Annotated in this window: 20 protein-coding genes, 2 tRNA genes, 1 other RNA gene and 2 pseudogenes; 18 read left to right on the top strand and 7 right to left on the bottom strand. The window is 40.6% G+C overall.

Annotation, left to right across the window (positions count from 1 at the left end):
• Positions 1–158: 158 nt before the first annotated feature.
• On the top strand, positions 159–833 hold the full coding sequence (locus tag HNR53_RS15620) for a metal-dependent hydrolase (protein ID WP_184527667.1): 675 nt from the start codon (positions 159–161) through the stop codon (positions 831–833).
• A gap of 173 nt (positions 834–1,006) precedes the next feature.
• On the opposite strand, the gene HNR53_RS15625 is transcribed toward HNR53_RS15620, so the two are convergent.
• The 3 genes from HNR53_RS15625 to HNR53_RS15635 all read right to left on the bottom strand — a co-directional run bounded on the left by HNR53_RS15625 (position 1,007) and on the right by HNR53_RS15635 (position 1,619).
• Positions 1,007–1,089, bottom strand: a tRNA-Leu gene (locus HNR53_RS15625).
• Between the two features lie 66 nt (positions 1,090–1,155).
• Positions 1,156–1,519: a transfer-messenger RNA gene (ssrA, locus tag HNR53_RS15630) on the bottom strand.
• 9 nt (positions 1,520–1,528) lie between these two features.
• Positions 1,529–1,619 (bottom strand) — tRNA-Ser (locus tag HNR53_RS15635).
• A gap of 123 nt (positions 1,620–1,742) precedes the next feature.
• On the opposite strand from HNR53_RS15635, the pseudogene HNR53_RS15640 reads away from it, so the two are divergent.
• A pseudogene (locus HNR53_RS15640) lies at positions 1,743–2,087 on the top strand (macro domain-containing protein); the annotation flags it as partial.
• Between the two features lie 190 nt (positions 2,088–2,277).
• Here the strand turns inward: HNR53_RS15640 and HNR53_RS15645 are convergent.
• From HNR53_RS15645 to HNR53_RS15655, 3 genes are all read right to left on the bottom strand, one after another.
• Entirely contained in the window at positions 2,278–3,126 is an 849-nt protein-coding gene (locus HNR53_RS15645) for a DODA-type extradiol aromatic ring-opening family dioxygenase (RefSeq protein ID WP_184527671.1), read from the bottom strand.
• Positions 3,127–3,179: 53 nt separating this feature from the next.
• Positions 3,180–4,118, bottom strand: coding sequence for an amidohydrolase family protein (locus tag HNR53_RS15650; protein ID WP_184527673.1), 939 nt, complete (start codon positions 4,116–4,118; stop codon positions 3,180–3,182).
• A 104-nt stretch (positions 4,119–4,222) separates the two neighbouring features.
• Entirely contained in the window at positions 4,223–5,434 is a 1,212-nt protein-coding gene (locus HNR53_RS15655) for a 4-hydroxybenzoate 3-monooxygenase (RefSeq protein WP_184527676.1), read from the bottom strand.
• A gap of 433 nt (positions 5,435–5,867) precedes the next feature.
• Here HNR53_RS15655 and HNR53_RS15660 point away from each other — a divergent pair, with 433 nt between their 5' ends.
• The 7 genes and pseudogenes from HNR53_RS15660 to HNR53_RS15685 all read left to right on the top strand — a co-directional run bounded on the left by HNR53_RS15660 (position 5,868) and on the right by HNR53_RS15685 (position 13,365).
• Positions 5,868–7,247: an MFS transporter gene (locus tag HNR53_RS15660; RefSeq protein WP_246439606.1), complete on the top strand. Its 1,380-nt coding sequence runs from the start codon at positions 5,868–5,870 to the stop codon at positions 7,245–7,247.
• Between the two features lie 297 nt (positions 7,248–7,544).
• Entirely contained in the window at positions 7,545–8,336 is a 792-nt protein-coding gene (locus HNR53_RS15665; protein ID WP_246439609.1) for an IclR family transcriptional regulator, read from the top strand.
• Positions 8,337–8,343: 7 nt separating this feature from the next.
• Positions 8,344–9,123, top strand: a complete 780-nt coding sequence (locus HNR53_RS15670; protein ID WP_184527682.1) for an IclR family transcriptional regulator — start codon at positions 8,344–8,346, stop codon at positions 9,121–9,123.
• A 209-nt stretch (positions 9,124–9,332) separates the two neighbouring features.
• Positions 9,333–10,835 (top strand): annotated as a pseudogene (locus HNR53_RS23230) (spore germination protein); the annotation flags it as partial.
• Between the two features lie 36 nt (positions 10,836–10,871).
• Complete coding sequence (locus HNR53_RS23235) at positions 10,872–11,975, top strand: GerAB/ArcD/ProY family transporter (RefSeq protein ID WP_281391849.1); 1,104 nt, start codon at positions 10,872–10,874, stop codon at positions 11,973–11,975.
• Between the two features lie 2 nt (positions 11,976–11,977).
• A complete protein-coding gene (locus HNR53_RS15680) occupies positions 11,978–13,135 on the top strand; it encodes a Ger(x)C family spore germination protein (RefSeq protein WP_184527686.1) in 1,158 nt (385 codons plus the stop codon).
• Between the two features lie 14 nt (positions 13,136–13,149).
• Entirely contained in the window at positions 13,150–13,365 is a 216-nt protein-coding gene (locus HNR53_RS15685) for a hypothetical protein (RefSeq protein WP_184527688.1), read from the top strand.
• An 83-nt stretch (positions 13,366–13,448) separates the two neighbouring features.
• Here the strand turns inward: HNR53_RS15685 and HNR53_RS15690 are convergent, their stop codons facing one another.
• A complete protein-coding gene (locus tag HNR53_RS15690) occupies positions 13,449–14,159 on the bottom strand; it encodes a FadR/GntR family transcriptional regulator (protein WP_184527690.1) in 711 nt (236 codons plus the stop codon).
• Positions 14,160–14,605: 446 nt separating this feature from the next.
• On the opposite strand from HNR53_RS15690, the gene HNR53_RS15695 reads away from it, so the two are divergent.
• From HNR53_RS15695 to HNR53_RS15735, 9 genes are all read left to right on the top strand, one after another.
• Entirely contained in the window at positions 14,606–15,790 is a 1,185-nt protein-coding gene (locus HNR53_RS15695; protein ID WP_184527692.1) for a M24 family metallopeptidase, read from the top strand.
• A 5-nt stretch (positions 15,791–15,795) separates the two neighbouring features.
• Positions 15,796–17,919 carry a hydantoinase/oxoprolinase family protein gene (locus HNR53_RS15700; protein WP_184527694.1) on the top strand — a complete coding sequence of 708 codons (2,124 nt, stop codon included), beginning with the start codon at positions 15,796–15,798 and terminating at the stop codon, positions 17,917–17,919.
• A complete protein-coding gene (locus HNR53_RS15705) occupies positions 17,912–19,681 on the top strand; it encodes a hydantoinase B/oxoprolinase family protein (RefSeq protein WP_184527696.1) in 1,770 nt (589 codons plus the stop codon). Before HNR53_RS15700 ends, HNR53_RS15705 begins: the two co-directional genes overlap by 8 nt.
• Positions 19,682–19,801: 120 nt before the next feature.
• Entirely contained in the window at positions 19,802–21,205 is a 1,404-nt protein-coding gene (locus HNR53_RS15710) for a purine-cytosine permease family protein (protein WP_184527698.1), read from the top strand.
• 91 nt (positions 21,206–21,296) lie between these two features.
• Positions 21,297–22,535 (top strand): acyl-CoA dehydrogenase family protein, encoded by a 1,239-nt coding sequence (locus HNR53_RS15715; protein ID WP_184527700.1) that lies wholly within the window; start codon positions 21,297–21,299, stop codon positions 22,533–22,535.
• Positions 22,513–23,289, top strand: coding sequence for an SDR family NAD(P)-dependent oxidoreductase (locus HNR53_RS15720; RefSeq protein ID WP_184527702.1), 777 nt, complete (start codon positions 22,513–22,515; stop codon positions 23,287–23,289). Before HNR53_RS15715 ends, HNR53_RS15720 begins: the two co-directional genes overlap by 23 nt.
• Before the next feature lie 30 nt (positions 23,290–23,319).
• A complete protein-coding gene (locus HNR53_RS15725) occupies positions 23,320–24,636 on the top strand; it encodes an aromatic ring-hydroxylating oxygenase subunit alpha (RefSeq protein WP_184527704.1) in 1,317 nt (438 codons plus the stop codon).
• Positions 24,633–25,214: an aromatic-ring-hydroxylating dioxygenase subunit beta gene (locus tag HNR53_RS15730; protein ID WP_184527706.1), complete on the top strand. Its 582-nt coding sequence runs from the start codon at positions 24,633–24,635 to the stop codon at positions 25,212–25,214. Before HNR53_RS15725 ends, HNR53_RS15730 begins: the two co-directional genes overlap by 4 nt.
• 43 nt (positions 25,215–25,257) lie before the next feature.
• Complete coding sequence (locus HNR53_RS15735; protein WP_184527708.1) at positions 25,258–26,766, top strand: glutamine synthetase family protein; 1,509 nt, start codon at positions 25,258–25,260, stop codon at positions 26,764–26,766.
• Positions 26,767–26,784 lie beyond the last annotated feature (18 nt).

Below are 26,784 nucleotides of genomic sequence, written 5' to 3' on the forward strand. Positions count from 1 at the left end.
ATATCAGAATTCACAGTACCCTTGATTATTTAAGCCCAGTCGAATATAGGAACAAAGACCATAAAAAAATTGTCTAGTTTAGTGTTGACATACCAGATTCGCATGTGATTGTGGAAGTATAATCAACTAGCGGGTTAATAAGATAGAGAGGTAATATTGTGAAGGGACAGACACATTTAGCGGTTGGACTTGGAATTGGAGTGATTGCTTCATTTAATCAACCCGCTGCTTTTATACCAATTGTTATGATTACATCAGGAGTTGCTTCATTAGCGCCTGATTTAGACGGAAACAATTTATTAAATAAACGAGTAACAAAAACAGCTAAGCAGTTCAGAAAATTTGGTTTAATAACTGCTTTAGTTTTAATGATATTTTCGGTAGTTTCCCTATTTTTAGAAAATAACTCCCTGCCTTTATTAAATGAAAGTTGGTTTACCCTCCAGAACAAACTCCTTATGTTTGTACTAGGAGCTATAATTTTAAGCTTTGCTTTAAGAAAACTGGAAACATTAAAAAATATCCTTATGAGTCTTATTGGCCTTGTGCTAATTTATTATGCTGCTAGTAATGAACTTTGGTGGTTGGTGATGTTTGGTTTATATATTGGCGGAGCAGGCTGGTTCTCACATCGAGGTGCAACACATACTATTTGGGTATTCATTTATTGGGGTGTCATGTCCTATCTTTTGGAAGAAAGTACAGGAATAAAAGGGCTGACGCTCATCTCCTCTCTTTCTTATCTTTCTCACATTGTGGGGGATATGCTGACTAAAAGAGGAGTTAAATTTATGGTTCCTATGACAAATAAAGTTTTTCGTATTAAAATATGAATCCAGTTTCTTGCTGACTGTAAAAAGAATACGATTTATACGGATATCTTTCATGAATTGGAGGAATGTCATAAAGGATTAAAATCGACAAGTGGCTGTGTGACATTTGTTATTTAGTCAACAATTTTAATAGTGGATTAATATAAAAAGAGCTAGCGTACATTGCATGAAAATGCGATCGAGAGGACTTGAACCTCCACGAGATTGCTCTCACTAGGCCCTCAACCTAGCGCGTCTGCCATTCCGCCACGATCGCATGATGGTTAACATAAAAACAGTGGTGCCGGCTGGGGGACTTGCCCCCAACTTAATAGGTGCAATTAAGTGGAGCTGACCGGATTCGAACCGGTGTGCAAAGATAATGTCCGTTATACTTCTACGAGTGTAGTCAGTAATATTGTCCTTCGCCTTCTCCTTTAGCCTACTGACGGGCATGGAAGATGCTAGTCTGGTTGGTCTCTTCCTTCTTCCTCAGACGGTGGAAATCAGGCGTAGTCCACTTAATTTAAGTCCCTTATCCTGCCACATGGACGATGGAGGAAGGAACCGCTATCGACTGGTATTAGGCAGCGAAAGCGAAGTTGTTTTGTTGTTTGCCAGTTATCGGCTTTGACGGTTTTACCGAGATCGTCCACTCGACTCGCCATATAATTTCAACTATCCCTGTCGATACCTAAAACAACCCCATTATAAAATGGCAGAGAAGAAGGGATTCGAACCCTCGCGCCGGTTACCCGGCCTACTCCCTTAGCAGGGGAGTCCCTTGAGCCGCTTGGGTACTTCTCTATAAGAATTATGCTCAATGTATCTCACATCAGCGTAAGAAGAATATAGCACGAAACAACAACATTATGTATCTGTAAATAATGGCATTATAAGGGCTTTTATCCTAACTGTTGTCGTGAACTTGGCGGTTGTCCGACTGGGCAAGCCGTGCTGACAGACGGATTTAATCTGCCTGCCAAATATATCATTCATACACCGGGTCCCATTTGGCAAGGGGGATCAAAAAAGGAAGCAGAACTGCTGCAAGCATCTTTCGAGAATTCTTTAAAATTAGCTGTGAACCATCGATGTGATTCGATTGCTTTTCCGCTGATTTCCTCTGGTATTTATGGTTATCCTAAAGAGGAAGCATTACAAATAGCAGTATCCGCCATAAGTTCCTTTTTGTTCCAGCATGACCTTCTTGTTTACTTTGTCGTTTTTGATAAAAATTCATTCTGTTTAAGCAAAAAATTGAAACTTGTCTAGTTTAGTATGAAATAGAAGGCGGCACTTGGAGTGTCATCAAGAATATAAAACGAGAATTACAGGAAAGAGGAAAATCAGAAGAAAAGAGGATTTTTGGAAGATGGACCAAAAGAGGAGATTCTAATCTCGTCTTTAACATGAGCAACGCCGAGCTCATTTCGTGAGTCGGCGTTTTTTTATGTTCTATATGTTACTTTACGTATTCTTGAACGGCAGTTTCTTTATTTTTAGAAACCTCTGTTTTTCTAAATGTGATAAGGGGATTCCAGCTTCCTGATGATTGTCCGTCTGCAAGATAGACCGGAGTATCATCTTCACCAATAATACCAAGTAACATGGCTACATGGCGGCCGCCTGATTCTACTTTTGCCATACTTGCATATTGTGGCAGCATTTGATAAGCTATTTGATAATTTTTATTCAGTAACAAATGGACAAACTCTTTATCGAGAGCATGCTCAGCAGGAGTTGGCATATGATGTCTTCCCCGGACTAAGTTATGTGATAGGGCGCCGCTGGCAACGAAAACCACTTTCTTCTCCGTTTCCTGTAAAACCTTAGCGATTTCTTGACCCCATTTATAAGTTTCTTCGAGATTAGCAGCTAACGTAACAGATAGATTGATAACAGGAATATCTTCTTTTGGAACAAGGTAACGCAAAGGTACAATCGTACCATAATCCCACTCGAAATGGTCGCTATATACTCCTTCTACAGGAATATTGGCCTTTTTTCCTGCTTCAACAAGTTGTTTTGCAAGAGCTGTGTCTCCTTGGAAATGATAGGGTACATTATTAATCATATCAGGGGCTTCTTGTGCGGTCAGCAGCCCTTGATGAACGGGATTACAGTCGACATAATGGGCGAAAGTAGACGGCCAATGACAAGAAACTAAAACAATCACATCGGGTTGTATGTGAGAAATTTCCTTAGAAGCCTCTTTATAACCAGACACGATGTTTTGCTGGAATTCCGGGGCATGCTCCTCGTAACAAAGGCTTGGGGCATGTGGTACAAGCATGCTTAATTCAATTGACATATTCATTCCTCCATTTTTGAAAAATAGTAGCTGTATTCCAAATCTTTCATTTATTACGAACCTAGTAGAGCGTGTGCCCCTTTATCATTTATTTCTTTTGGAGGCCATACACATAAATCAAATGGATAATCTGAACCTGCTACCACTCGATCTTCACCAACTTTTTTTACAAGAAAGTCAATACTATCCTGATCCCAAAGGACTGTATCATACCAAAACCGTCTTAAATATTCCGAAGGCGGGGCTTGCAGATTGGAGGAAACCAGTTCCCATTGCTCGTAGCCTTTACCTAATCGGCCTATTTGGTAGGGCATGAATCCGCCTCCATGAGCGAATAATATTTTCACATTTGGATATTTATCAATTATCCCGCTTAAAAGTACATCTGTTGCACAAACGGTTGTTTCCCACGGAACCCCAATCAAATTAGGCATCATTCTCCTTTTTAAGCGGGGATCCTCACATAATAACGGATGGATAAAAATAATCGCTTTTAATCTATCAGCTTCTTCAAAAAATGGTTGAAAAAAGCTGTCGGACAGCATATGTTGATCAATTCCCGGTCCGATAATGGCTCCCTTTAATCCGATATTCACGGCCTCATTTAAAACCTCAGCTGCTTTTTCGGGATGTGCCATTGGAACTGTTCCCACGGCAGAAAGCTTATCAGGGCTCGTCGTTATTAAATGTGCCAGTGATTGGTTATAGATTCTTGACATCTCTATTCCAATATCGATTGGAAAATCATACAGAAAGAGCTGCGGGATAGCAGAAATCATTGAATGTGTAACATTTGCTTTTTCTTGGTTATGCATATATAAATCAAAATCAATAAAGGGCTTTTTTAATTCAAATCCCCATTTTTGATTGATGAAAAGGAAATCCTCTTTATTGTTATCTTTTTTAACCCATTCAGCATTTACGATATTTTTATTTTCTTTCAGCCAGTTCAGTACATCATTTGGGATGAAATGAGTATGAAAGTCATGCATGAACCCCTTCACTCCTTGTTATAACAAATCAGGCAAACTATCGATCATATTAATTTGAAAATTCAGGTAATTACGTGTTCTAATGTTTAAATATAAAGGTTAATTTATTTTGTGGTCAACTGTAAGCCTTCTGTTTTTTCCCATTCAATAGGCAAGCCTACATAGTTTTCTGCAATCGTTCTTAATCCTGCTTCATATGAAGTATAGTAATCCAGATCAGCCAACTGAATTCCACGTTCAAATGAATCATAATTTGGATTGGAATGAAGAAGCTTTGTCATAAAGGACGAAAAGCGCTCTGCTTTCCACACACGACGAAGACATATTTCTGAATAACGATTTAATATATCGTTGCTGCCAGTTTGATAGAATTCTGCCAATCCACGGGACATTACTTTGACATCTGTAGCAGCTAAATTCAACCCTTTTGCCCCTGTAGGCGGAACGGTGTGAGCAGCATCACCCGCGATAAAGAGGCGGCCATATTGCATCGTTTCACATATGAAACTGCGCATTTGGATAATTCCTTTTGAGTTAATTGGTCCATCTGGTATTTGCCAGCCATCGTAGGTTTTCGTTCTTTGATTTAATTCGGTCCATATCCGATCATCAGACCAATTGACAATGTCATCGTTTGCATCCACTTGTAGATAGTGACGTTGTAATATTGGAGTACGTGTACTCAATAGAGCAAATCCTGATGAATGGTTAGCATAAACGAGTTCATCTGCTGCCGGAGCAGAATCAGATAGAATCCCTAACCAGCCATCTTTATACATATGAAGATGTTCTTTTCTGATACTGTCCGGAATGGCTTTACGGCTTGGTCCATGATACCCATCACAACCGGCGATAAAATCACATATAAGTTCTTCATCCATGCCATTTTTACGATATCTGATTTTTGGCTGATTTGTATCGATATCATGTAACGTAACATCCTCAACATCAAAAATAATATCTTTGCCATTTTTGTAACGGGCATTAACGAGGTCGATTATGACTTCATGCTGCGGATACACTACGACTTGCTTTCCGCCGGAATATTTTTTTAAGTCAATTCGGCGTCTTTGACCATTAAATTGAAAGTAGTTTCCATTATGAAAATGTCCTTCACGATCCATACGATCGCCCACGCCAATTTCTCTTAAAATGTCGATGGTTGTTTGCTCTAAAATCCCAGCCTTTACTGTTCCTTCAATATTATCTCTTGATTTACGTTCTAATATCACGGAATCAATTCCTTGTTGATGTAGTAGTTGAGCTAGAATCAGACCTGCTGGTCCGGCCCCAATAATTCCTACTTGTGTACGCATAGTTCCATCCCCTTTGTAATCGTTTTTATATTATTCACAGTACAAATGTTATAATAAAAATATTCAGAAAAATATAATCCACTTCTTTTATACGAAACAAATCATAATTTTTTTGCTGTTAGCTCATGAAATAGTATGAAATAGAATAATAGTCATGAGGAATGAATCTAATCTATTCTTCATTGGTTCCCTTTATATAAAAGAGGACGTCCGTCAGGTATGTAAGAGCTACAAACAAAACGGATGTCCTTTTTTTACTTTGCAATATTCAAACAACTAAATAAATTAAAATAATAATCAAATTAATAAAATGAATATAAAAAAAATTCAAAAAGTTTTATATGTAAGAAGTTAACGATTTTGCTTCTGTTATTCATAATATACTATTTACACTATGAAAACGATAATAATATAAAGCGAAGGAGAGATGAAAATGCGTACGATTAATGCCCAGGATGTTGTTTCTGCAAGTAGATTTAACCGCTTTCATTTGCTTGTGTTTTTGTGGTGCTTCTATGCCATTGGTTTTGATGGTTATGATATTGCGATGTATGGTGTGGGATTGCCGTGGATGATGGAGGAGTGGAATTTATCCGCCCTGCAGGCAGGAGCAATAGGCAGCTATTCATTATTTGGCATGATGATTGGTGCTCTTATATTAGCTCCAGTTGCAGATAAGTTTGGACGAAAAAATGTGATTGTCATATGTATGATATTATTTAGTGTATTTACATTGGCAGCAGGTCTTGCTCCAAATATTACATGGTTTACCGTTATGCGCTTTCTTGCAGCGATTGGTATGGGCGGTTTGATGCCTAACTGTATTTCACTCATGACAGAGTATTCACCAAAAAAACGACGTGCCCTTCTAGTGGGAGCCATTTATATTGGCTATGCACTTGGCGGCATTTTGGCTTCATTAATTGGCATGTATTTGGTCCCGCTTACAGATTGGCGTGTGCTGTATTATATTGGTGCAATTCCGTTATTAACAATTCCACTTTTTATCAAACAATTTCCTGAGTCGCTTTCATATTATTTAGCTAGAAAACAGATTGGGAAAGTGGTTGGCATCCTAAATAAAGTAAAACCTGACGGAGATTTTAACGAAAAAGATGATTATCAGCTTCATGCAGCTGCAAAAGACGGGAAGGGCTTTCCGGTTAAAAAGCTGTTCACAAACAATCGGACCTTTAGCACAGTTGCTTTCTGGGTTGCCATTTTCTGTACGATGATGATGGCATATGGCTTAAACACCTGGCTGCCAAAAATAATGCAGAATTCAGGTTTTAGTCTTACATCAAGTCTCTCATTTAACATTATGCTTTGCCTCGGTCAAATTGGCGGTACTTTAGCAGGCGGTTATATGGCAGGGAAGATTGGTTATAAAAAAGTGCTAGTTTCGCTTTATTTAATAGGCGTAGTGACATTTATTGCCTTGAGTATGACGACCAATGTAGCGCTTGTCTACATTTTGATTTTCTTAGGAGGGGCAAGTACAGTGGGGGTAATGAACTTAGGGAATCCGTACATTACCGAATATTACCCGCGTGAAATCCGGGCAACCGGAATGGGATATGCTCAAGCAATCGGACGAATCGGTTCCATCCTCGCGCCAACTTTAATTGCCATGCTTCTTGTGACAGGGATCGCTCCAAAAATGGCCTTTGCTGCCTTTGCTGTACCAAGTATTTTGGCAGCCCTTGGTTATCTTTTAGTGCAAGAGAAATATGGCTCTTTTGATAGACTAACAGCGGAAATGGAGTTGAATGATAAAGCGTTAGAAGAGAATAGAAAGGTGATTCAATCTTAATGAAATCTTAGTATGGGTAAATTAATATAGACCATAATTTATGAGGTAGGATTGGAAGGTTCAGGTATGTCAAGTCACCTAAACCTTTCTTTTTTTTTAGTCAGGGGGCTCAAAGGTGATGGAGTTTTCCTGTATTCTGGATAAAGGTTAATACGTTTGTTGCGAATGATTCTTTTTCTGTTTTCGTAAATGTATAATTCAAAATATTTAAAATTTTTTATAAATAAACTATAATGAAAAATGGTTTAAGCTATTTTCTTATATTTACAACAAATGAAATCTTTTGAGGTGATTTTATTGATCCCAACTAAAAAGAAAACGGATGTTTTACAATCCGTTCAAAATGGGCTTCAGATATTAAAGCTTTTTACAGTCGAAAAACCTGAATGGGGATTAACCGAAATAGCCAACACCCTTTTATTGAATAAAAGTACTGTTAGCCGGCTGGTGAGCGAGTTAGTTACTGAGGGTTTTTTACAAAAAGAAGGGAGAAAATATAGTCTTGGATTCTCATTGCTTTCGATTAGCGGAGTCGTCACTTCCCATTTAGAAATTCACCGGGAATCGAAAGATGTATTAAAAGAATTAGTGTCCGATTTGGGGGAAACAGCCCATATTGCTATTTTAGAAGGAAAAGAAATTACCTATTTACATAAAGTAGAATGCATAAATCCAGTTCCGCTGCTATCCTCGATTGGAAAGAGGAACCCGGTTACTTGTACAAGTGCCGGCAAAGTTTTATTAGCCTATCAGAAAAAGCAGTATATCGTTGATAGTATTATAAATGAAGGTCTACCGAAGATGGGGCCAAATAGCCCGGCAGATCCCAATGCATTGAAGCAGCAATTAAGTCAAATTCAACAACAAGGATATGCGATATGCATCGATGAAATGCATGAAAATGTAGTGAGTATAGCGGCACCTGTCAGAGACTATACCGATGATGTGGTTGCGGCGGTCACCATAGTGGGAACAAGGGATAGAATGGTTGATTCTAAAATCAATTATTTTATCGAAAGGATGACAGGGGCGTCAGATGAGATTTCTAAAAGACTAGGATATATTCAAGGACAGCTAGGAAGGAGTTGACCATTAAATGAGATATCCTGCTGTGAATGAATACCATTATTCATCCTTTAGAAATGCTCTTCGTCTCCTCAATTTATTTTCTGTTAATGAACCTGAATTACAATTAGAAGATATGGCATGTAGATTAGAAATTGGTCAAAGTACCGCCTATCGGTTGGTTCATACACTGATGGAGGAAGGCTTCATTGTGAGAGATGTATCGGCTAAATCTTACCGTCTTGCTGCATCGTTTTTGGCCTATAGCCATACGATTATTACAAAGGTAGATTTATGTGATTTGTCACTGGATATTGTCGAGAAATTAGCAGAAACAACGGGAGAAACGGCTCATATTTCTGTTTTCAAGGATGATGAAGCTTTGTATCTCCTGAAAATTGATAGTTCCTATCCTGTTCATCTATTGTCACACGCAGGGAGGAAAAATCCGCTTCATTGTACCAGTACTGGACAAGTATTGTTAGCCTGCCAACCGGATTTTATCATCGAACAGGTGATCAAAAAGGGGCTCACATCCTATACTTCTAAAACCATAACAGATCCTATTAAGCTAAAGAATGTACTGCAAACAATACGTACACAAGGATATGCCGTAAGTAAAGAAGAACTTCATGAAGGGGTTGTATCAATAGCTGCTCCTGTAAAGAATAAAGAAGGAAAGGTCATAGCCGTTATTAGTATTGCTGGGCCTAATGGCAGAATAAACCTGCATACTATTCCAAAATTAATCAAACAAGTTCAACAAGCAGCCGATGAAGTAACAAAGAAATTTCAAAGTAGAAAAAGATGAACAAGGGGCGCGGGGACTGTTCATTGTCCCGGTGTATTCTCTCTTATTTATAATTTTTCTGGAAAAATTTCATGCAATATAGAACAGTAAGATGATAAATATTGTGCCAACCTATCACTTTCCATATTTCACAAATCATACATAGAAATACCACTCGTAGGAAAAAATGTATAGTAGTATTCCGCTGTTTCAGGAGAAGAGGGGTATTCATGCTTTTTAAACGACGAAGTCAAAAAATAATGATCCAGCAGCAACCTGAAAGACCAACCGATTCATTAACCTCTGATTTTTCTGAAAATGTAAACAAAATACATTCCCTTTATGAAGATTGTTCGGATGTGGTGTTTCGTTCTTTTCGCATTGGAGAAACGCTTCGGGCAGCAGTCATTTATATTGATGGGTTAGTCAATGTTCAAGAATTAGAAGCCAGTGTACTTTCTCTCTTGTTGAAGGAAATGAAGGAGACTCCATTGAATGTTTCAAATTGGATGAAAGAAAAATTATCCATTGCTAAAGTGACAGAAGTTAAAACAGTGGATGAGTGTATTGGGTTCATTTCAATCGGCTATACTGTTCTGTTGTTAGAAAACGAGAACATAGGATTTGCTCTAGGGCTTGCGCAATGGGAGAAGCGTTCGATCGAACCCCCTGAATCAGAGACGATTGTCAAAGGACCTCGTGAAGGATTTACAGAATCTGTCGGTGTGAATCTATCATTAATTCGTAGAAAAATTAAAAGTCCTCAATTGAAAACAAAATCAATGAAAATTGGCAGAAGCAGTCAAACCGAAGTGGTGATCACCTATATTAGGGGGGTAGCAGATGAAACTTTAATTGAAGAAGTACAGAATCGATTAAGGCGAATTGATATAGATGCTATCTTAGAAAGCCAGTATATTGAAGAATTAATTGAAGATATGCCATATTCGCCTTTTCCGCAAATATATAATACAGAGCGTCCAGATATTTGTGCAGCCAATTTGTTGGAGGGAAGAGTAGTTATTCTTGTCGACGGTTCCCCTTCAGCCTTAATTTTACCAATTACACTGTTCTCATTTTTACAAGCAAATGAAGATTATTATCAACGTTATATGATAAGTACAGCTATTAGGTGGCTGCGCTATCTTTTTTTGTTTTTTTCCATCTTTCTTCCTTCGTTGTATGTTGCTGTTTTAAGCTATCATCAAGAAATGGTGCCAACTAAACTGATCATAACCATGGCTTCTTCAAGAGAAAATGTGCCGTTTCCTGCTGTGGTTGAGGCATTAATCATGGAAATTACGTTTGAAGCATTACGTGAGGCAGGAATCAGATTACCTAAACAAGTTGGAGCAGCAGTTAGTATCGTAGGCGCACTAGTGATTGGACAAGCTGCGATTCAAGCAGGAATTGTATCTCCTCCCATGGTGATGGTAGTGGCATTAACTGGAATTGCCTCTTTTACTATTCCTCAATATAACTTTGGGGCTACATTAAGGCTGCTTCGGTTTCCGATGATGTTTCTTGCTGGAACACTCGGTCTATTAGGGATCATCCTAGGGGTATTGGTTATCCTTACCCATTTATGTAAATTGCGTTCCTTTGGCGTTCCATATTTAACCCCATTAGCGCCGTTAAATGTAAAAGAACTGAAAGATGTACTTGTGCGAGCCCCGATATGGAAGTTATCCACTCGTCCACATTTAACGGGAGAGTATAACAAGCATCGTCAAAGCGCGAATCTGACCCAACTCAAGGAGGAGCGCAGCATGATTGAAAAGGGGAAAATATCTGCTGTACAGATAGCCATGTTACTTTATACATCCATTGTTGTTACAGGTATTCTTTTCTTACCCATTATTACCTATCTTTTCGCAGAAAGAGATTTCTGGATGGCTCCTATTTTGTCCATGCTTTTAGGATTCATTTTGGTAAGTGTCATGTGTAAATTGCAAAGATATTATCCAAAAGAAACGATCATTCAATATTGTGGTTCTATTCTGGGTAAAGGTATAGGAAAAATAGTCAGTTTGCTCATTTTATTGAATCTGTTATACCAATCCTACATGTCATTTAATGCCTATGCCTTATTTGTTAATGATTACTATCTTCCTGACACCCCGAAAACGGTGATTATGGGGAGTATTGCTGCTGCTTGCGCGTTTGCTGTACGCGGTGGTGTAGAAACCATTGGAAGGTTAGCGCAACTGATTACGCCGCTTTTAATGATTCTATTTATGGTCCTTTTTCTTTTTCTTCTGACAGAAATAGATTTAAGGAATATGTTCCCGATACTTGGAAATGGAGTATTACCCTTACTTAAAGCAACGTACTTCTCAAATATTTGGTTTAGCGAATTTATATATATTGGTTTTTTACTGCCATTTTTGGATAATCATCAGGGAGGTAAAAAATGGGTAATGCTTTGCTGTATGTCTACCATGGTGTCAATTGTCATGATTAGCATGGTAATTCTATTAATACTGGGGGAGACATTGGAAGGGTTTACCGTCCCTTTTGCGACTGCCGTCCAGTTTATTAACATTGGGGAATTCTTTACCCATTTAGAATCGCTCGTAATGGCATTTTGGATTATGGGTGCTTTTATTAAAATGATTTTGTTATTTTATATGCTTACATTAGGATGGGCACAATGGTATAACTTATCAGACTATCGTCCATTTGTCATCCCAGCCATTTTTCTGGTCACTTTACTTGCGATCTGGCAAATAAAAAATGGACCAGCGTATCACTTGAATATTATTACAATAGCACCTGCTGCAGCACATTTATCAAGCCTATTTCCGATCCTGCTTTTATTGATTGCTTATTTTAAAAAGAAAAAACAGAAAAAGACGCCTAGGGTGCAATAGACATGAAGAAAATCAATGCTTTTTCCTTACTTATTTGTCTGTTTCTGTTATCTGGATGCTGGGATCAAAAAGAATTGAATGAGCTTGTTTTAATTAATGGTATTGGGATCGATCAAGCAGAAGATGGCCAGGTCGAGGTAACGGTTTCAATTGCAGTTCCAAAAGCAAATAGTTCCGCTGGAGGAGGAGAAATAGCCGGAGGGGGAGGAGGAGCAGGGGGAGGCACGTATATGATACTTACTAGACATGCTAAGGCACCAACCATCACAAAAGCATTTGATCAATTACAAACACAAATTCCACGTAAAATATTTTTGGGACACCTTCGAGCGATTGTGTTTAGTGAAAAAGTAGCGGAAAAAGGCATAAAAGATCATTTTGATGTCTTTTTACGCCATCGTGGTCCAAGTACCAATACATTTGTATTTATCTCTAAAGGAAGTGCGAAGGAATTGCTGGCATTACAAACTGAATTATATAGTCCTGTTGATATTATGGTCAATATAGCTAGAACGGATACTTTAATGAAAACTACCGTATTAGATGTTTATCAAATGTTAAAAAAAAGGGATACCGCTATCCCCATGATTGAAAAATTGCCCGCAGAGAAAGGGAAAAAGCCCAATCAAACCATTCCTTTTCTAAACCATACTGCTATTTTTAATAAAGATAAAATGATTGGTTCTTTAGATGATTACTTAACAAGAGGAGCGATGTGGGTACGTAATGAGATAGAAGAAGATCGTATTATGTGGAAACCCGAAAATGAAGATGAACCAATTGTACTGAATGTCCTTAATGCAAATACAAAGTTCGTACCAGAGATTAAGGGGGACAAGTGGAGCATTATGATTAAAGGAAGTGCATCAGGAGTCATCATCTCTAGTGAATCCGAACTGAATGTTAAAGATAAAAAAACGATAGATACATTGGAAAAAGAATTTGCCAAGGAAATAGAAAAGAAAATGGCAAGCACGGTGAAATATGTGCAAAAAGATAAGAAAATACGCATTTTTGAATTTGGAGAGGCTTTTAATCGCAAGTACCCTAAACGGTGGAACAAGGATAAAGATCGCTGGGAAGAGATATATCCTACAGTAGAAGTAAAGTATGATATGAAAGTAAATATTCGATCTAGTGGTGTAGGAACCGTTCATTAAAGGAGTGAACCCGTATGAAGGTATTTCAATTATTTTGGATTACACTCATAGTTGCTGTGCTTATTTTATTTGAATGGCCGCAAATGAAACAGAATTCAAAAAAGGAGAAAAACCTATTTTTGCTCCTTTTTATCTTTGAGTGGATTTTCTCCATCGTGCTGTTATTTTATCCAGATTTACCCAATCCACTTGAACCCATATTTCCTTATTTTGAATGGGTGAAGCAATAGAGGAAACGCAGGGGCAGCGTTTCCTTAAATACTTCCAATTACACTTGTCATAAAGTATCTTTGATCTTTTGATTGATTGGTTTTTAAGAAGAAATGGATGGTAAAAAGTCTGTAAAAAGGTTCAGATGCTGTTCCATCTTCTTAGCAGCAAGCTCAGGTTTTTGCTGTTCGATGGCTTCATAAATATCATAGGCCTGCCTGGTTAATTGATCACGAAGTTCAATGGGACAATCAGTATGGTTAAAGTATCTAGTTAAAGAAAGAATGATCGCTTCAATGGTTGTAATGACCATTCGATTATGGGTGGCTTTAGCGATCGCCTTATGGAATAAAAAATCTCGCTCATAGAAATGTTTACTGGAAATAGCCGCATCCATACCGGCAAGCGTATCTTTTAACACTTGCAAATCTTCCTCTCTCCGTCTTAATGCCGCAAGGGAACAGGATTTCAGTTCGACGGTTTCTCGTACTTCTAAAACTTCATCGATTGTCATTCCTTCCAGACTAAGAGATAGAGAAATATAATCACTAATATCATTCATTAGGGCATTCAAATCAATTTCGGCAACGAAATGACCTCCTTTTGCGCCCGATTTTGTCACGATTAATTTGGCGGCTGTTAAAAGTTTAATCGCATCACGTATCGTTGGTCTGCTGACTTGAAATTGCTCTGCTAAATCTTGTTCCGGCGGCAGTTTGTCTCCAGGACTTAAATCTCTGCTGATAATTGCTGCTCTTATTTGTTCGGCAATTTGTTCAGATAAGGTTAAGAGTTTTTTATTAATTAATTTCATTCTTCATCTCACCTCGAAATATATTGTAGGCGTCATTTTCATAAACTGATGTCTCTAAAAAAGTAGAATACGATGGAATCTGTTCATCCCTAATTCACTTAAAGGGAAAAATGGTTCAATAGAGAGAAAGGTAATAATAATATACATTTAGAATAATTGTAATAATTATAAAATTCAAATAAATTTATATCAATTAATTTGTTTCCCTTTATTTGAAAGAAATCAATATGGATATCGGAAAATGCCGTTTTTACACTAATTTGCTAATCATAAATTTGACTGCAAAGGATTGGCAGCGAGCAATATAGATAGAAAAGTTTAGAATTAGACCTTAACCTTCTTGTTTAAAGGTAAAAATTATTAACATTTAAAAGCATTTACAAAGTAAATACTATAAATTATCATAAAATTATAAATATTCAGATAAATAGAAGGAGGATTAACTAGTGATTATCTCAATCGAAAAATCAGAAAGGGAACAACGATTAAGTCGTGTAAGATCCCTCATAAAAGATAAAGGATACAAAGCATTATTATTTGCTGCCGATTCCTATCTTGGTAAAAAAGGCTCCTTACGGTATTTGTTTGATAATCACTTAATTCATCGCTATGGCTATGGATTAGTGTTAGAAGAAGGTCAATATCAAATTCTTCCATCTGGGTTACATTGGTGTACCGACAGGCGGGTTCCGGATACCATTTATCCAAAGGATCATGAAGTGTTAGAAATTGTCAGAATATTCAATAAACAAAACATTGCCGAAGGCGTTGTTGGGGTCATTGGATTAAATAATACGATGAAAATCGAAGATTACGACTATCTCAAACAAGAGCTTCCCCATATTCAATGGGTCGATGCGAGTGTCGCTTTTGAAGAGGTTCGCTCAATCAAGAGTAAAACGGAAATTGAAGGAGTAAAAGAAGCAAATACCATTATTGAAGCAGGTTTTGACAGCATCATTGAACATATTCGTCCGGGAATGACAGAAGAAGAAGCTGTTTCTGTCGCCTATTCAACCGTTCATGCGCTGGGTGCTAGGGACACGCTGTTCTTGACCTTATCGAGTGAGGAACCTGGTGCAGTCGAGCCGATCTTTTTAAATCCTCGCCCAAAAGTGATTAAAGAGAATGATTATTTAATCGTCTCACTTGAAATTACCGGTCCCAGCGGTCATTGGGTCGAGCATTCTCGTATGTTCTGCTTTGGAACTCGTGATGAGGAAATGGAACGACTGGCACGATTAGTAGCAAGAGGCATTGAATATGCAGAAAAAACGATGAAGCCGGGTGTGAAAGTGACAGACATTCAGGAAGAACTGGAAAAAATGGCCGCAGAAGCAGGAACAGTATGCGGGCACTTGACCGGACATGGAATCGGGATGGATGTCATCGAGCGTCCATTTGTTGCAAGACAAACGGGAACTTCCTTTATTGGTGTCGAGGTCCCAGGGGAAGAAGATGAAGGGCTCTTGTATCTAAAGGAAGGAATGGTGATTAGCTTCCATCCGCAAATCATGAATCCGGATATGAAAAAATCAGCCTACATGTCTGATGTATTTGTGATAACAGTTGATGGCGCCCAGCGGTTATCCAGCCGAAATCATGAAGTCATTTTAATAAAGGGAAGGTGAAATGCATGAAATATCGTATTGGCATTGACGTAGGAGGTACATTTACTGATTTTTTATTAACGGACCAGTTAGGCAACTCAACCGTTTATAAAACCTTGTCCACTCCTAAGGATCCTACGATTGGATTTTTCAATGGGTTGACAGAAATGGCAAAGGATCACGGAATGAATCTGCAAGAGTTTATTGGACAGATCGAGTTAATTGTCCATGGGACAACGGTCGGCACGAATGCAGCTCTTACTTATTCAGGGGCGAAAACGGCATTGTTAACAACGAAGGGTTTTCGCGATGTGCTGGAGATGCGTCAAGGATTACGTCCTGATGCCTATAACAATCAGTATATCTCACCAAAACCTTTTGTTCCCCGCCATTTGCGAATGGGGATTAAAGAGCGAGTCGATTGTTCCGGACAGGAAGTAACGCCATTATCCGAGCAGGATATTCTTAATGCGATCAAGACAATTCGTGAGCAAGGGGTAGAAGCGGTAGCAATTAGCTTTATGCATTCCTATGCAAATGCTGAGCATGAAAAAAGAGCCGGTCAAATCGTGAGAGAACAGTTGCCTGATCATTATGTGACGATTTCCAGCGAACTGGTTCCACGTGCCCGCTTATATGACAGGAGCAGTACGACGGTATTGAATTCCTATATCGGTCCCATTATTAAAAACTATTTAACCAATTTGATGCAGAAATTAGAAGAGCTTCAGTTTAGTGGAACGTTGTTAATCATGCAATCAAATGGCGGAGTGGCAACGCCGCAAGCGACGATCGCTAAAGCAGCCAACACATTGCTCTCCGGTCCTGCATCCGCACCGGTTGCCGGCAGCTGGTATCTAAAGCCTCATGGAATTGGGGATGCCTTAACGATGGATATGGGCGGCACTAGTTTTGATGTGGCTCTAGTTAAAGATGGCTACCCATTAATTCGTACTGAGGGAGAAATTGCCGATTGGCCGATTTCCCTGCCGACTGTTGACATCCATACGATTGGTTCCGGCGGCGGTTCGATTGCCTGGGTGGATGAAGGCGGACTGCTTCATGTCGGTCCGAAAAGTGCAGGCGCCCATCCCGGACCTGCCTGCTATGGGTTTGGCTCGGAATTACCGACGGTTACGGATGCCAATTTAGTACTTGGCTATTTAAATCCGGATTATTTCCTTGGCGGGAAAATGAAACTGGATTTAGATGCAGCAAGAAAAGCGATAAAGAATCAGGTAGCTGATAAATTAGGCATGATTGTGGAGGAAGCAGCGCGCGGGATCATTGACATGGTGAATGTCAATATGGCCAACGGAATCCGTGAAATTACGACAAAAAGGGGTTATGACCCGCGTGAGTTTCCGCTTGTTTGTGCCGGAGGAGCGGGACCGCTGCATGCAGCAGCCATCGCTGAAGAATTGGAAAGTACATTGGTCATTATTCCAAAAGAATCTTCCATTTTCTGTGCCGCCGGCATGCTGATGTCCGATTTACGCCATGACTTTGTGAAGGTGTTTCGCACATCAACGAAAAATGCCGCATTGGGTGAAGTTTTAGATACCTTTCAGCAGCTGGAAGTGCAAGGAGCCCGGGAGCTAAAAGGTGATGGGGTCAAAGGAGAAGACATGCAATTTCATTATAGTTTGGACATGATGTACAAAGGACAATACTTCCAAGTCAATGTACCTTTTACAGCAGAAGAAATGAAAGAGATTTCGCTTCAAGCAATTGAAGATAAGTTTCATCAATGGCATGATCAGTTATTCGGCTACAGTACGCCGGAAATGGAAGTGGAAATTCTCAATTTCAATCTTTCCGCTTTAGGGATTACGCAAAAACCAAACATAAAACACACAGAGTTTCAGGGGCAATCTCCTGAACATGCTTATAAAGGAATGCGGCCAATGTCACATGGAGAGGGCGGGCAATTAGTGGACACCCCTGTCTATGACGGCGATGCGCTTGTTCATGGCAATACGGTCATGGGACCAGCCATCATTGAACAAAAAGTGACAACGATTATTGTCTCAGCCTGCTTCAATGTCATTGTCGATAAAAATGATAATTATATTATGCATCATAAAGGGGCTTCTAAAGAATCCGTTCAACATTTTATTGAAGAGAAAAGAGGGGTCATATATGAGTGAAACCAGTAAAAATAACATCAATCCGATTTTGGCTTCTGTTATTCAACGCCGCTTAAACGCCGTTACACTAGATATGGCGAAGGTGCTGCAGCAAACATCCCGCTCTCCCGTGTTCAATGAAGCCGGTGATTTTGTAACAGGACTATTTGATCATCAAACAAGAATGATGGAACAGAGTGCGAATATCCCGATCATTGGTTTTGGCGCTCAGCCTGCTTTGCCTTATATTATGGAATCGTTTAAAGATAACCTCTATCCGGGTGATGTAATCGTTCATAATGATGTGTATGAGGGTGGCAATCAGACGCATGATGTGGGTATTTATAAGCCGGTTTTCTTTCAAGATGAATTGGTTGGCTGGACGGTCAGTAAAGGCCATTTATCTGATCTTGGCGGCGCCACTCCAGGGGGCTACAACCCGCAGCATACGGATACATGGCAGGAAGCGATCCGTATTCCAGGCCTGAAAATTGTAAAAAAGGGCAAGATCATCCAGGATGTATGGAAAATGCTGTTTGCCAATACGCGTGTCAAAATCGTGGAAGAAGATGTCAAGGCGATGATTGGTGCCTGCAACATTGGGGAACGCGGACTGTTAAATATCATAGAAAAATATGGCTTAGAAACATTCCGCAGCCATTTAGACTATATTATAGAAGCAACTGAAAAGCAGACGCGGGAAATCGTGCGCAAATGGAAGCCCGGCACGTACTACGGTGAAAGCTACATGGTGTCTGACGGCGTCGATCCATTAAGGAAATATAAAGTGGCTGTCAAGATTACGATTGATGACGGAAAAGTGAAAATGGATTTTACCGGCACCGATAAACAAGCCCCCGGCTTTACGAATATGCCCCCGGCCGGAGCAAAAGCCGCTTGTGCCATTGCCTATTTGATGCTGATTAACCCGGGGATGGAGATTGCTTCGAATGAAGGACTATTTTCTTCATTAGAATGTTATTTTCCAAAAGGCAGTATTTTGAATCCTAACTTCCCGGCTGCTACGATTGTCGGCAACCAAATTGCTGATGTCCTGCTGGAAGCGATCATGATGGCGTTCAAGGAAGCGGTCCCGGATCAAGTAACGGCTGGCTGGTGTAAAGCATGTCCCCCGGTATTCTCAGGCACCGATCCGCGCAAAAATGAACCATACTTTGACTTCGGTTTCATGGCAAAAAGCGGACAGGGAGCGCTAAAAGGATTTGATGGCTTTAATGGCATCGGTTTTGCGGGAGCTGCCGGCTGTATGCGGTCACAGGATCCGGAGATGTTAGAAATTAAAGATCCGTTCTTCATGGAGGCCTATGAGTATCTGCCGGATTCAGCAGGAGTTGGTAAATACCGAGGTGGGTATGGAACGTACGTTAAAATGCGAATTGACGGGGAAAACAATTCAGTCGGTACGCTTGGCGATGGCATGCAGTATGAAGGAGCAGAGTTACCACAAGGCTTATTTGGCGGCGGAAGGGGGACAAGCAATAATTACATTTTGCATTTCCCGGATGGCAGCAGCCAAAAAGTAGGATCTAAAGATATGGTCTTTCAGGTACCACAAGGCTCTTGGCTGGAAATGTACAGCGGGGGTGGAGGAGGCTATGGCTCTCCACTGTTACGTGATCCACAAAAAGTACAAGAGGAAGTCTTAGCTGGATTGCTATCTATCGAAAAAGCGATGCAAGAATATGGAGTCGCGATTGATGCCGCGACAGGCCATGTGGATCTTGAAGCAACTGAAAAATTAAGAAAGCAAATGTCAGCCTAACAAAGTGAGTCAATGCTCTTTTCCCTGGCTGTCCTAAGAAGGTGCGGGATCATGCTTTATGAAACGGGTTCCTTCTTGGGACAGACTAGGGGATATTTCAAACGTTTGGAGGGAAAATGAATGTCAAAAAAATTAGAAAGCATGATGGAGGATTATTCTCTTGAAGCCGTTCCTAAAGACATGAGAAGACCTTGGAAAGAACTAGCTGCAGTTGGGGCGGGAATTGGCTCCAGTCTTGCCATCTTGATGACTGGGGGACTGATCACCTATATGGCTGGTTTTTGGCTGGGAATGCTAGCTGCTTTTATCGCTTTTCTGGTCAGTACTTTTTTTACCATCTCATTAGGCATCATTTCCTTTCGCGATGGTTATTCGAGTAATATTATTTCTCGCGCTTATGCTTTTGGAACAAGAGGTTCTGCCTTTGGATCTTTAATTTGGGCTTTTATGATTATCGGATTTCTTGGGATGGAAAGTGTGTTAATCGGAAATTCTGTGCTTTTTTATTTTGATATTGAACCTACTTTTGGCGTCAAACTAGTCTTTTATTTAATCCTAACAGGTATTTGGATTACCCTCTCATTATTTGGGAATAAGTTGGTTTCCCGTGTTGCGGAAATCATGATTCCATTACTATTTCTGATGTTGTTATTTATGATTTATCTCCTTATGAATGAAGGATCGCTAGTAGATGCGGTCACACATGGAATTCTGATTCCAAACATGACTCTTGGCCAAGGGTTTGCAGTTGCTTTAAATGCGACCATTGTGATGGCCGGTTTACTCGCCATTGTCGTTTCTGACTTTACCCGTTTTTCCAGATCTACCAAGGATGTGGTAAAGGTTAGCGTCGTTTCCAATTTGTCATTATATGGAGTCACGATGGTTTTTGGTGCTATCATTACTTACTTTGGCTATCAGATCACTTATGATTACTTTCTGAACCAAGGTATGACACCCAGTGCAGCGGGTCTGTCTGCTATAACAAACCCAGGAATGATGCTTGTGCTCGGTGGCGGGATTTGGGGTCTTTTAACGATAATATTTTCCCAGTCAAAGGTTCAGGTTGGGAACTCTTATGAAGGAGCACTTGCTCTGGTGAATTTGTTTGATACTGGGTTTAATTGGCGGCCGGGACGAGCAGTGATGGTGGTATTGGCTAATTTGATCTCCCTTTTATTTATCTTTGGCAACATTCTTCACTATATTGAAGCCTTTTTAACACTAGGCAGTGTCCTGTTATGTGTCTGGGTCACGATTGTCTTAACAGATTATTATCTTATCCGCGGAAAAATGAACATCGGGAAACAAGGCATTGAAAAGCTAGCTGATATTCCGGCTGTGAATTGGAAAGGGATTATCACCCTTGTGATTAGTACGGTTATCGGCATGACCTTCTATCAATTCAATTGGTTTGGCATCCCTGTTGTGATTTCTGTACCGCTTGCTTTTGGGCTTTATGCCGTATTGGGTTTGATGAAAGCACAAGTTTCATTGTCTAAAGAGAAACAAGCGGATATTTGATCAAGGGGAGAATAATATCTGATTCAACCATTTGATAGCGGTTTCATTTTTTAGCATATAATCAAAAATTTGTTAATGGGAGAGATGGAGAATGGGAATCAATTTCGAATTAACGGAAGAACAAATGCGATGGAAGCAAATATGTAAAGAGCTGGCACAGGATTTTGCTTTAAGAGCAGCAGAACATGACCGGGAGAGGACCTCGCCAGTTGAAAATTATCGAAAACTTTATGAAGCGGGTCTGTTTGGATTGACGATTCCCAAAAAATACGGTGGTTTAGGCTCGGGGTTTTTAGGCTATACGATTGCCATTGAGGAGTTAGCCCAAGGATGTGCGGCAACGGCGATGTCATGGAATATGCATGCGGCGGGAACAGCAGCCATTATGGAAAACCCGGATATAGCAGAAGAGATGAAACAGTATGTGGCAGATTTGGTAACAAAAGAAGGAAAACTCCTTTGTCAATCTGTTTCTGAACCAACCTCATCAAGCTTAATCGGTCAATCCTATACGCCGTCATTGATCGCGAAGAAGGTTGAGGGAGGCTATCTATTAAATGGGAAAAAGGCCTTTGCCTCTATGTTTGAAGCTAGTGACTATGTTTATCTTTTTGCCCATCCGGAAAATGATCCAAATCCGCAAAGCAGCATTGGTTTTCTTTTATCCACGAAATCTGAAGGCATCAAGGTCTATGATGTATGGGATACATTAGGGATGAGGGCTACCCGCAGCAATACGGTAGAATACGATCATGTTTTTGTACCGGAAAGTCAAGTGCTGCATAAAACAGATGCCTTTTTAGAATCGTTTATTATGAAAAATGCCGCATGGGCGTTCGGGACCTTTGCCTCTATGTATTACGGCATCGGACGCGGGATCGCCAATTGGGTGAAAGAAACATTGACCACTCGTAAACCAAAAGGATATGCGCAGTCGATGGGGTATCATCCTTCCATGCGTCTCCGTGCCGGTGAGATTTTTTCTGAGATGGAAGCGGCCCGTTTAATGGTTTATTATGCGGCATGGACTCATGATACAAAGGGGGCTGGACCGGAAACCTATGCGGCGTGTTTAAGAGCAAAGTATATTATGATGCAAGCGGTAAGCAAAACAGTCCGTTCTGCGTCTATCGCTTGCGGTGCTCATGGGTTGGTGAAAGGGCTGCCGTTTGAACGAATGGTTCGTGATGCCTTTACCGCACCGATTATGCCGCCAAATGAAGATGCCGTGTTAGATCAAATCGGCGTCATCGATTTAGGACTTGATCCAACTCAATTAGCACCCTTTTTAAAGGAGGAAACGACTGATGATATTGCAGCGGTTAACTAATAAAGTGGCGATTATTACGGGGGCTGCGAGCGGCATCGGCCGGGCGACTGCAAAACGCTTTGCTGAAGAAGGGGCAAAGTTAGTTTTAAATGATCTCCATTCCGCTGCATTGGAGGAATTGTTGGCAGAAATACATTCTCCAGAAAACTGTGCCGTGGTTAGTGGGGATGTCTCACTTGAAAGCACGGCGGCAGCGTTAAAGGAAACGGCGTTAGAGAGATTTGGCAAGATTGATATTCTTGTAAATAATGCAGGGATTCATTGGATTCAGGATATAACTGAAACCACTTCAGAAGAATTTGACCATGTGATCAATACCAATTTGAAAAGCATGTTTTTGAATTGTCAATCCGTTATTCCGGAGATGTTGAAGCAGGAAAATGGCGGGGTGATTGTCAACTTGAGTTCGGTATCAGGTTATGTGGGGCAAGAAATGTTAGGGAAAAGTACGTTCCTGTATAACATGACAAAGGCGGCCATTTTGCAGTTGACCCGATCACTTGCGACCCGTTACGCAAAAGACGGCATCCGTGTTACTTGTGTTGCACCTGGTGTTACAAAGACGAATCAAATCACGACCGAGCATACGCCTGATTTGGATGGGTTTTGGCAGGCAGTTGAAGCGGTGCAGCCGCTGGGCAGATATGCAGATCCTGTTGAAATCGCGAATTGTATTCTATTTTTAGCATCTGACGAAGCATCGTATATCACCGGTACATCTTTAGTTGCTGATGGGGGCTATTTAGCGCTTTAACATTAAGAGAAGAAATGGAGGAGAATGAAGATGGCAAAAATGAAATGGGATGAACTTATCCAACCTGATCGGGTCCATCAGAAACTGTACACCGATCCGGAAATTTTCGCAGAAGAAATAAGCAAGATTTTTGGTGAGACCTGGGTGTATTTAGCTCATGAGAGTGAAATTCCGCATGCTAATGACTATAAAACCGGTTACTTAGGAAAACGACCCATTATTGTGGTGAGGGATGACAGCGGCAAGATCAGGGCTTTGTTTAATCGATGTACACACCGTGGCGCTACGGTTTGCCGCAATCATCAAGGAACAGCAAAAATATTTACCTGTCCATACCATGGCTGGAATTTTAAGAACAACGGCGAGCTGGCCGGTGTACCATGGCCAAAAGCGTACGGGGAGGATTTTGACAAAAAAGAATGGGGATTGAAACAGATCAGGGTGGAAAGTTATCGCGGCTTTATTTTCGGAACTTTAAATCTGCAAGCTCCCAGCCTGATTGATTATTTGGGACCTGCACGTGACTATCTGGATCAGTGGCTGGACCGCTATGACGGCAAAAACATTGAGGTTGGGAACCCGCACCGCATGGTGTATAACGGGAATTGGAAGCTAACCTATGATAACGCAGCTGATGGCTATCATGTAATGTTCTCACACCGTTCCTTGTTCGAGACGGCTGCGAGGATGGGGGAAAATAAGGATATGACCTATTTTGCGGAAAACCCGGATTATAGTGAGATGACTGTTCAATATCTGGGCAATGGCCACACGTTAATCGATCAGCGTCCTAATTATAAAGAGCCAGGTGATTATTGGAAGCAGCAGCGTCCGCAGCCTGGGCGTGAAGTTTATGAAAAGATGATCAGAGAACGATATAAGGAAGAAGCAGATCGATTACTGGACCAGGCAATTGGGGCGCAAATGAATTTGAATATTTTCCCTAATCTCTGCTTGATTGGAAATCAAATCCAAGTCATACAGCCATATGCAGTCGACAAGACAGAGTTAATCTGGTACTCAACAACGGTTGAAGGACTTCCGGAAGAAATCAATCTCTTACGGATGCGGACTCAGGAGGATTTCCCTGCCTTTGGTGAGCCTGACGACATGACCAATTTCGAAGAGTGCCATCTAGGCTTGACGATTCCAGAGGTGGAGTGGATTCATACAGGACGCGGGCTCGGTGTGCCAGGACGGCAAACGATGGACGGGCACGGGGTCATTTCGGGGCCGGTTACAGACGAATTGCATATTCGTAATTATTATCAGGAGTGGAAGCGGCTGATGAGTGAAGATGCAGGGGTCCAAACCGCTGAAGAAAGTTTGAAGGGGGTGTCATCATGATGACAAATGATAGTGCAAAAGTTTCCTATTATATAAATGATGATTTCTATCGAGAAGTATTAGATGGAATGAAAGATTGGGAAAATGAAACGGGCTATGCCTCACTGGAAATTCAAGATGAGATCGAACGTTTTCTCATTCGGGAAAGCAGGCTCCTTGATCAAGGAAGACTGGAAGATTGGTTGAATCTGTTTAGTTCCGAGTGCCTTTATTGGATCCCCATCACTCCTGGCGGCGGGAATCCACTAAAGGAAGTTTCCACGGCATTTGATGACCGCAGGCGCCTGGAGGACCGTATTTTCCGGCTGCGCACCGGTTATGCGTGGTCACAAATTCCACCATCGCGCACCATTCGCGTGATTGGGAATGTTGAAGCTTGGCAGGATGGAGGAGACGACGAGCTGAGAGTCCGCGCCAATTTCATCCTAAGTGAATTAAGAAGTGGAAAACAAAAGATGTATTCCGGTTGGTGCGGCTACCGTTTGAAAAAGGAAAACGGGGAATGGAAGATTATCGTGAAACAGGTCCATTTAATTGATTCTGATCAAGGGCATGAAAATTTGACATTTATAATTTAAATTATCTGAATATTTAAATTATAAATAAATGGGAGATGAACTTATGAATAAAACTTTGCAGGTTAATCAAGATGGATTTATTGCTCGTCATCAATTATGGAATAATGAGCAAATTGAGACCGTTGGACGTATTCTCAACATGATTGAAGAACATAATCTTCGGTTGATTCGAGTGGCCTGGGCTGACCAACACGGGATTTCCAGAGCGAAAACATTAACAATTCCAGCTTTTTTAAGTGCTCTTGAAGATGGGATTGATTTTAATACAGGTCCTTTATTCTTTGATACAGCGAACGCCATTGTCTTTAATCCTTTTATTAAAGGCGGAGGGTTTGATCTCGAGGAATTGACCGGATGCCCGAACTATGCGCTTGTCCCGGATCCATTAACATTCCGCGTCCTGCCGTGGGCGCCGCAAACAGGCTGGATTTTATGTGATGCGTATTTAAAAACAGGAGATCCGCTACCTTTTGATAGCCGCCAGATCGCCCGTAAAGCATTTAAAGAACTGCATGAAAAGGGCTATGATTTATATGCTGGTTTAGAGGTAGAGTTTTCGTTAACGAAAATTGTTAATGATGAGATTAATCCAGAGCTCTTAGGTGCTCCGGGAAGTCCTGCCCAACCGCCAAAGGTGAGACCTGTGGCGAGAGGATATCAATATCAGTTGGAAGCTCATAATGATGAAATAGATGAAATCCTGCAATTAATTGTTCAGAATATTGAGGATCTAGGACTGCCATTGCGCACGATTGAAGATGAGTGGGGCCCAAGTCAAATTGAGGTAACATTTGCTCCTATGCGAGGCATTGAAGCAGCTGATGCCATGCTTTTGTTTAGAACAGCAGTGAAACAAATCTGCAAAAGACATGGGTATATAGCGACCTTTATGTGCCGGCCTTCTATCCCGGGCTTTTTCTCAAGCGGATGGCATTTACATCAATCACTGATCGATATGAAAACAGGAGAGAATCTTTTTATTCCCGAAGTGGAAACAGAATCCCTCTCAGTTCTTGGCAAACAATATGTTGCCGGTATCCTAAAACATGCCAGAGCAGCCACTGTTTTTACCACTCCAACAGTAAATGGTTATAAACGATTTAAGCCTAACTCGTTGGCCCCTGACCGAGCAGGATGGGGAGTGGATAATCGCGGCACCATGGTTCGTGTCCTTGGCGGCTATGGAATTAAAAGTACCCATTTTGAAAATCGTGCAGGTGAACCGGCGGCAAATCCTTATCTTTATTTTTCCTCCCAGATATTTGCCGGGTTGGATGGTATTGAAAATCGATTAAATCCTGGTGCACCGAGTGATGAAGCTTACATTGATGAACGTGAAGCAATCCCGAAAAGCCTTCAAGAAGCTATTGATTCATTACGTGAAAATCGTCTGTTCCAAGATAAAATGGGCAAACTGTTTGTCGACTATATAATCAAGATGAAAGAAAGTGAGATTTCCCGCTATATGGCTTTTGTGGAACAGGAAAAAGTAGAGGATTATCAAAATGTAGTGACAGAGTGGGAGCACCGGGAGTATTTTGAAATATTCTAATTCCATTTCCTGTAATCA

Source organism: Bacillus benzoevorans, from assembly GCF_014207535.1.
Classification (GTDB): Bacteria; Bacillota; Bacilli; order Bacillales; family Cytobacillaceae; genus Bacillus_BD; species Bacillus_BD benzoevorans.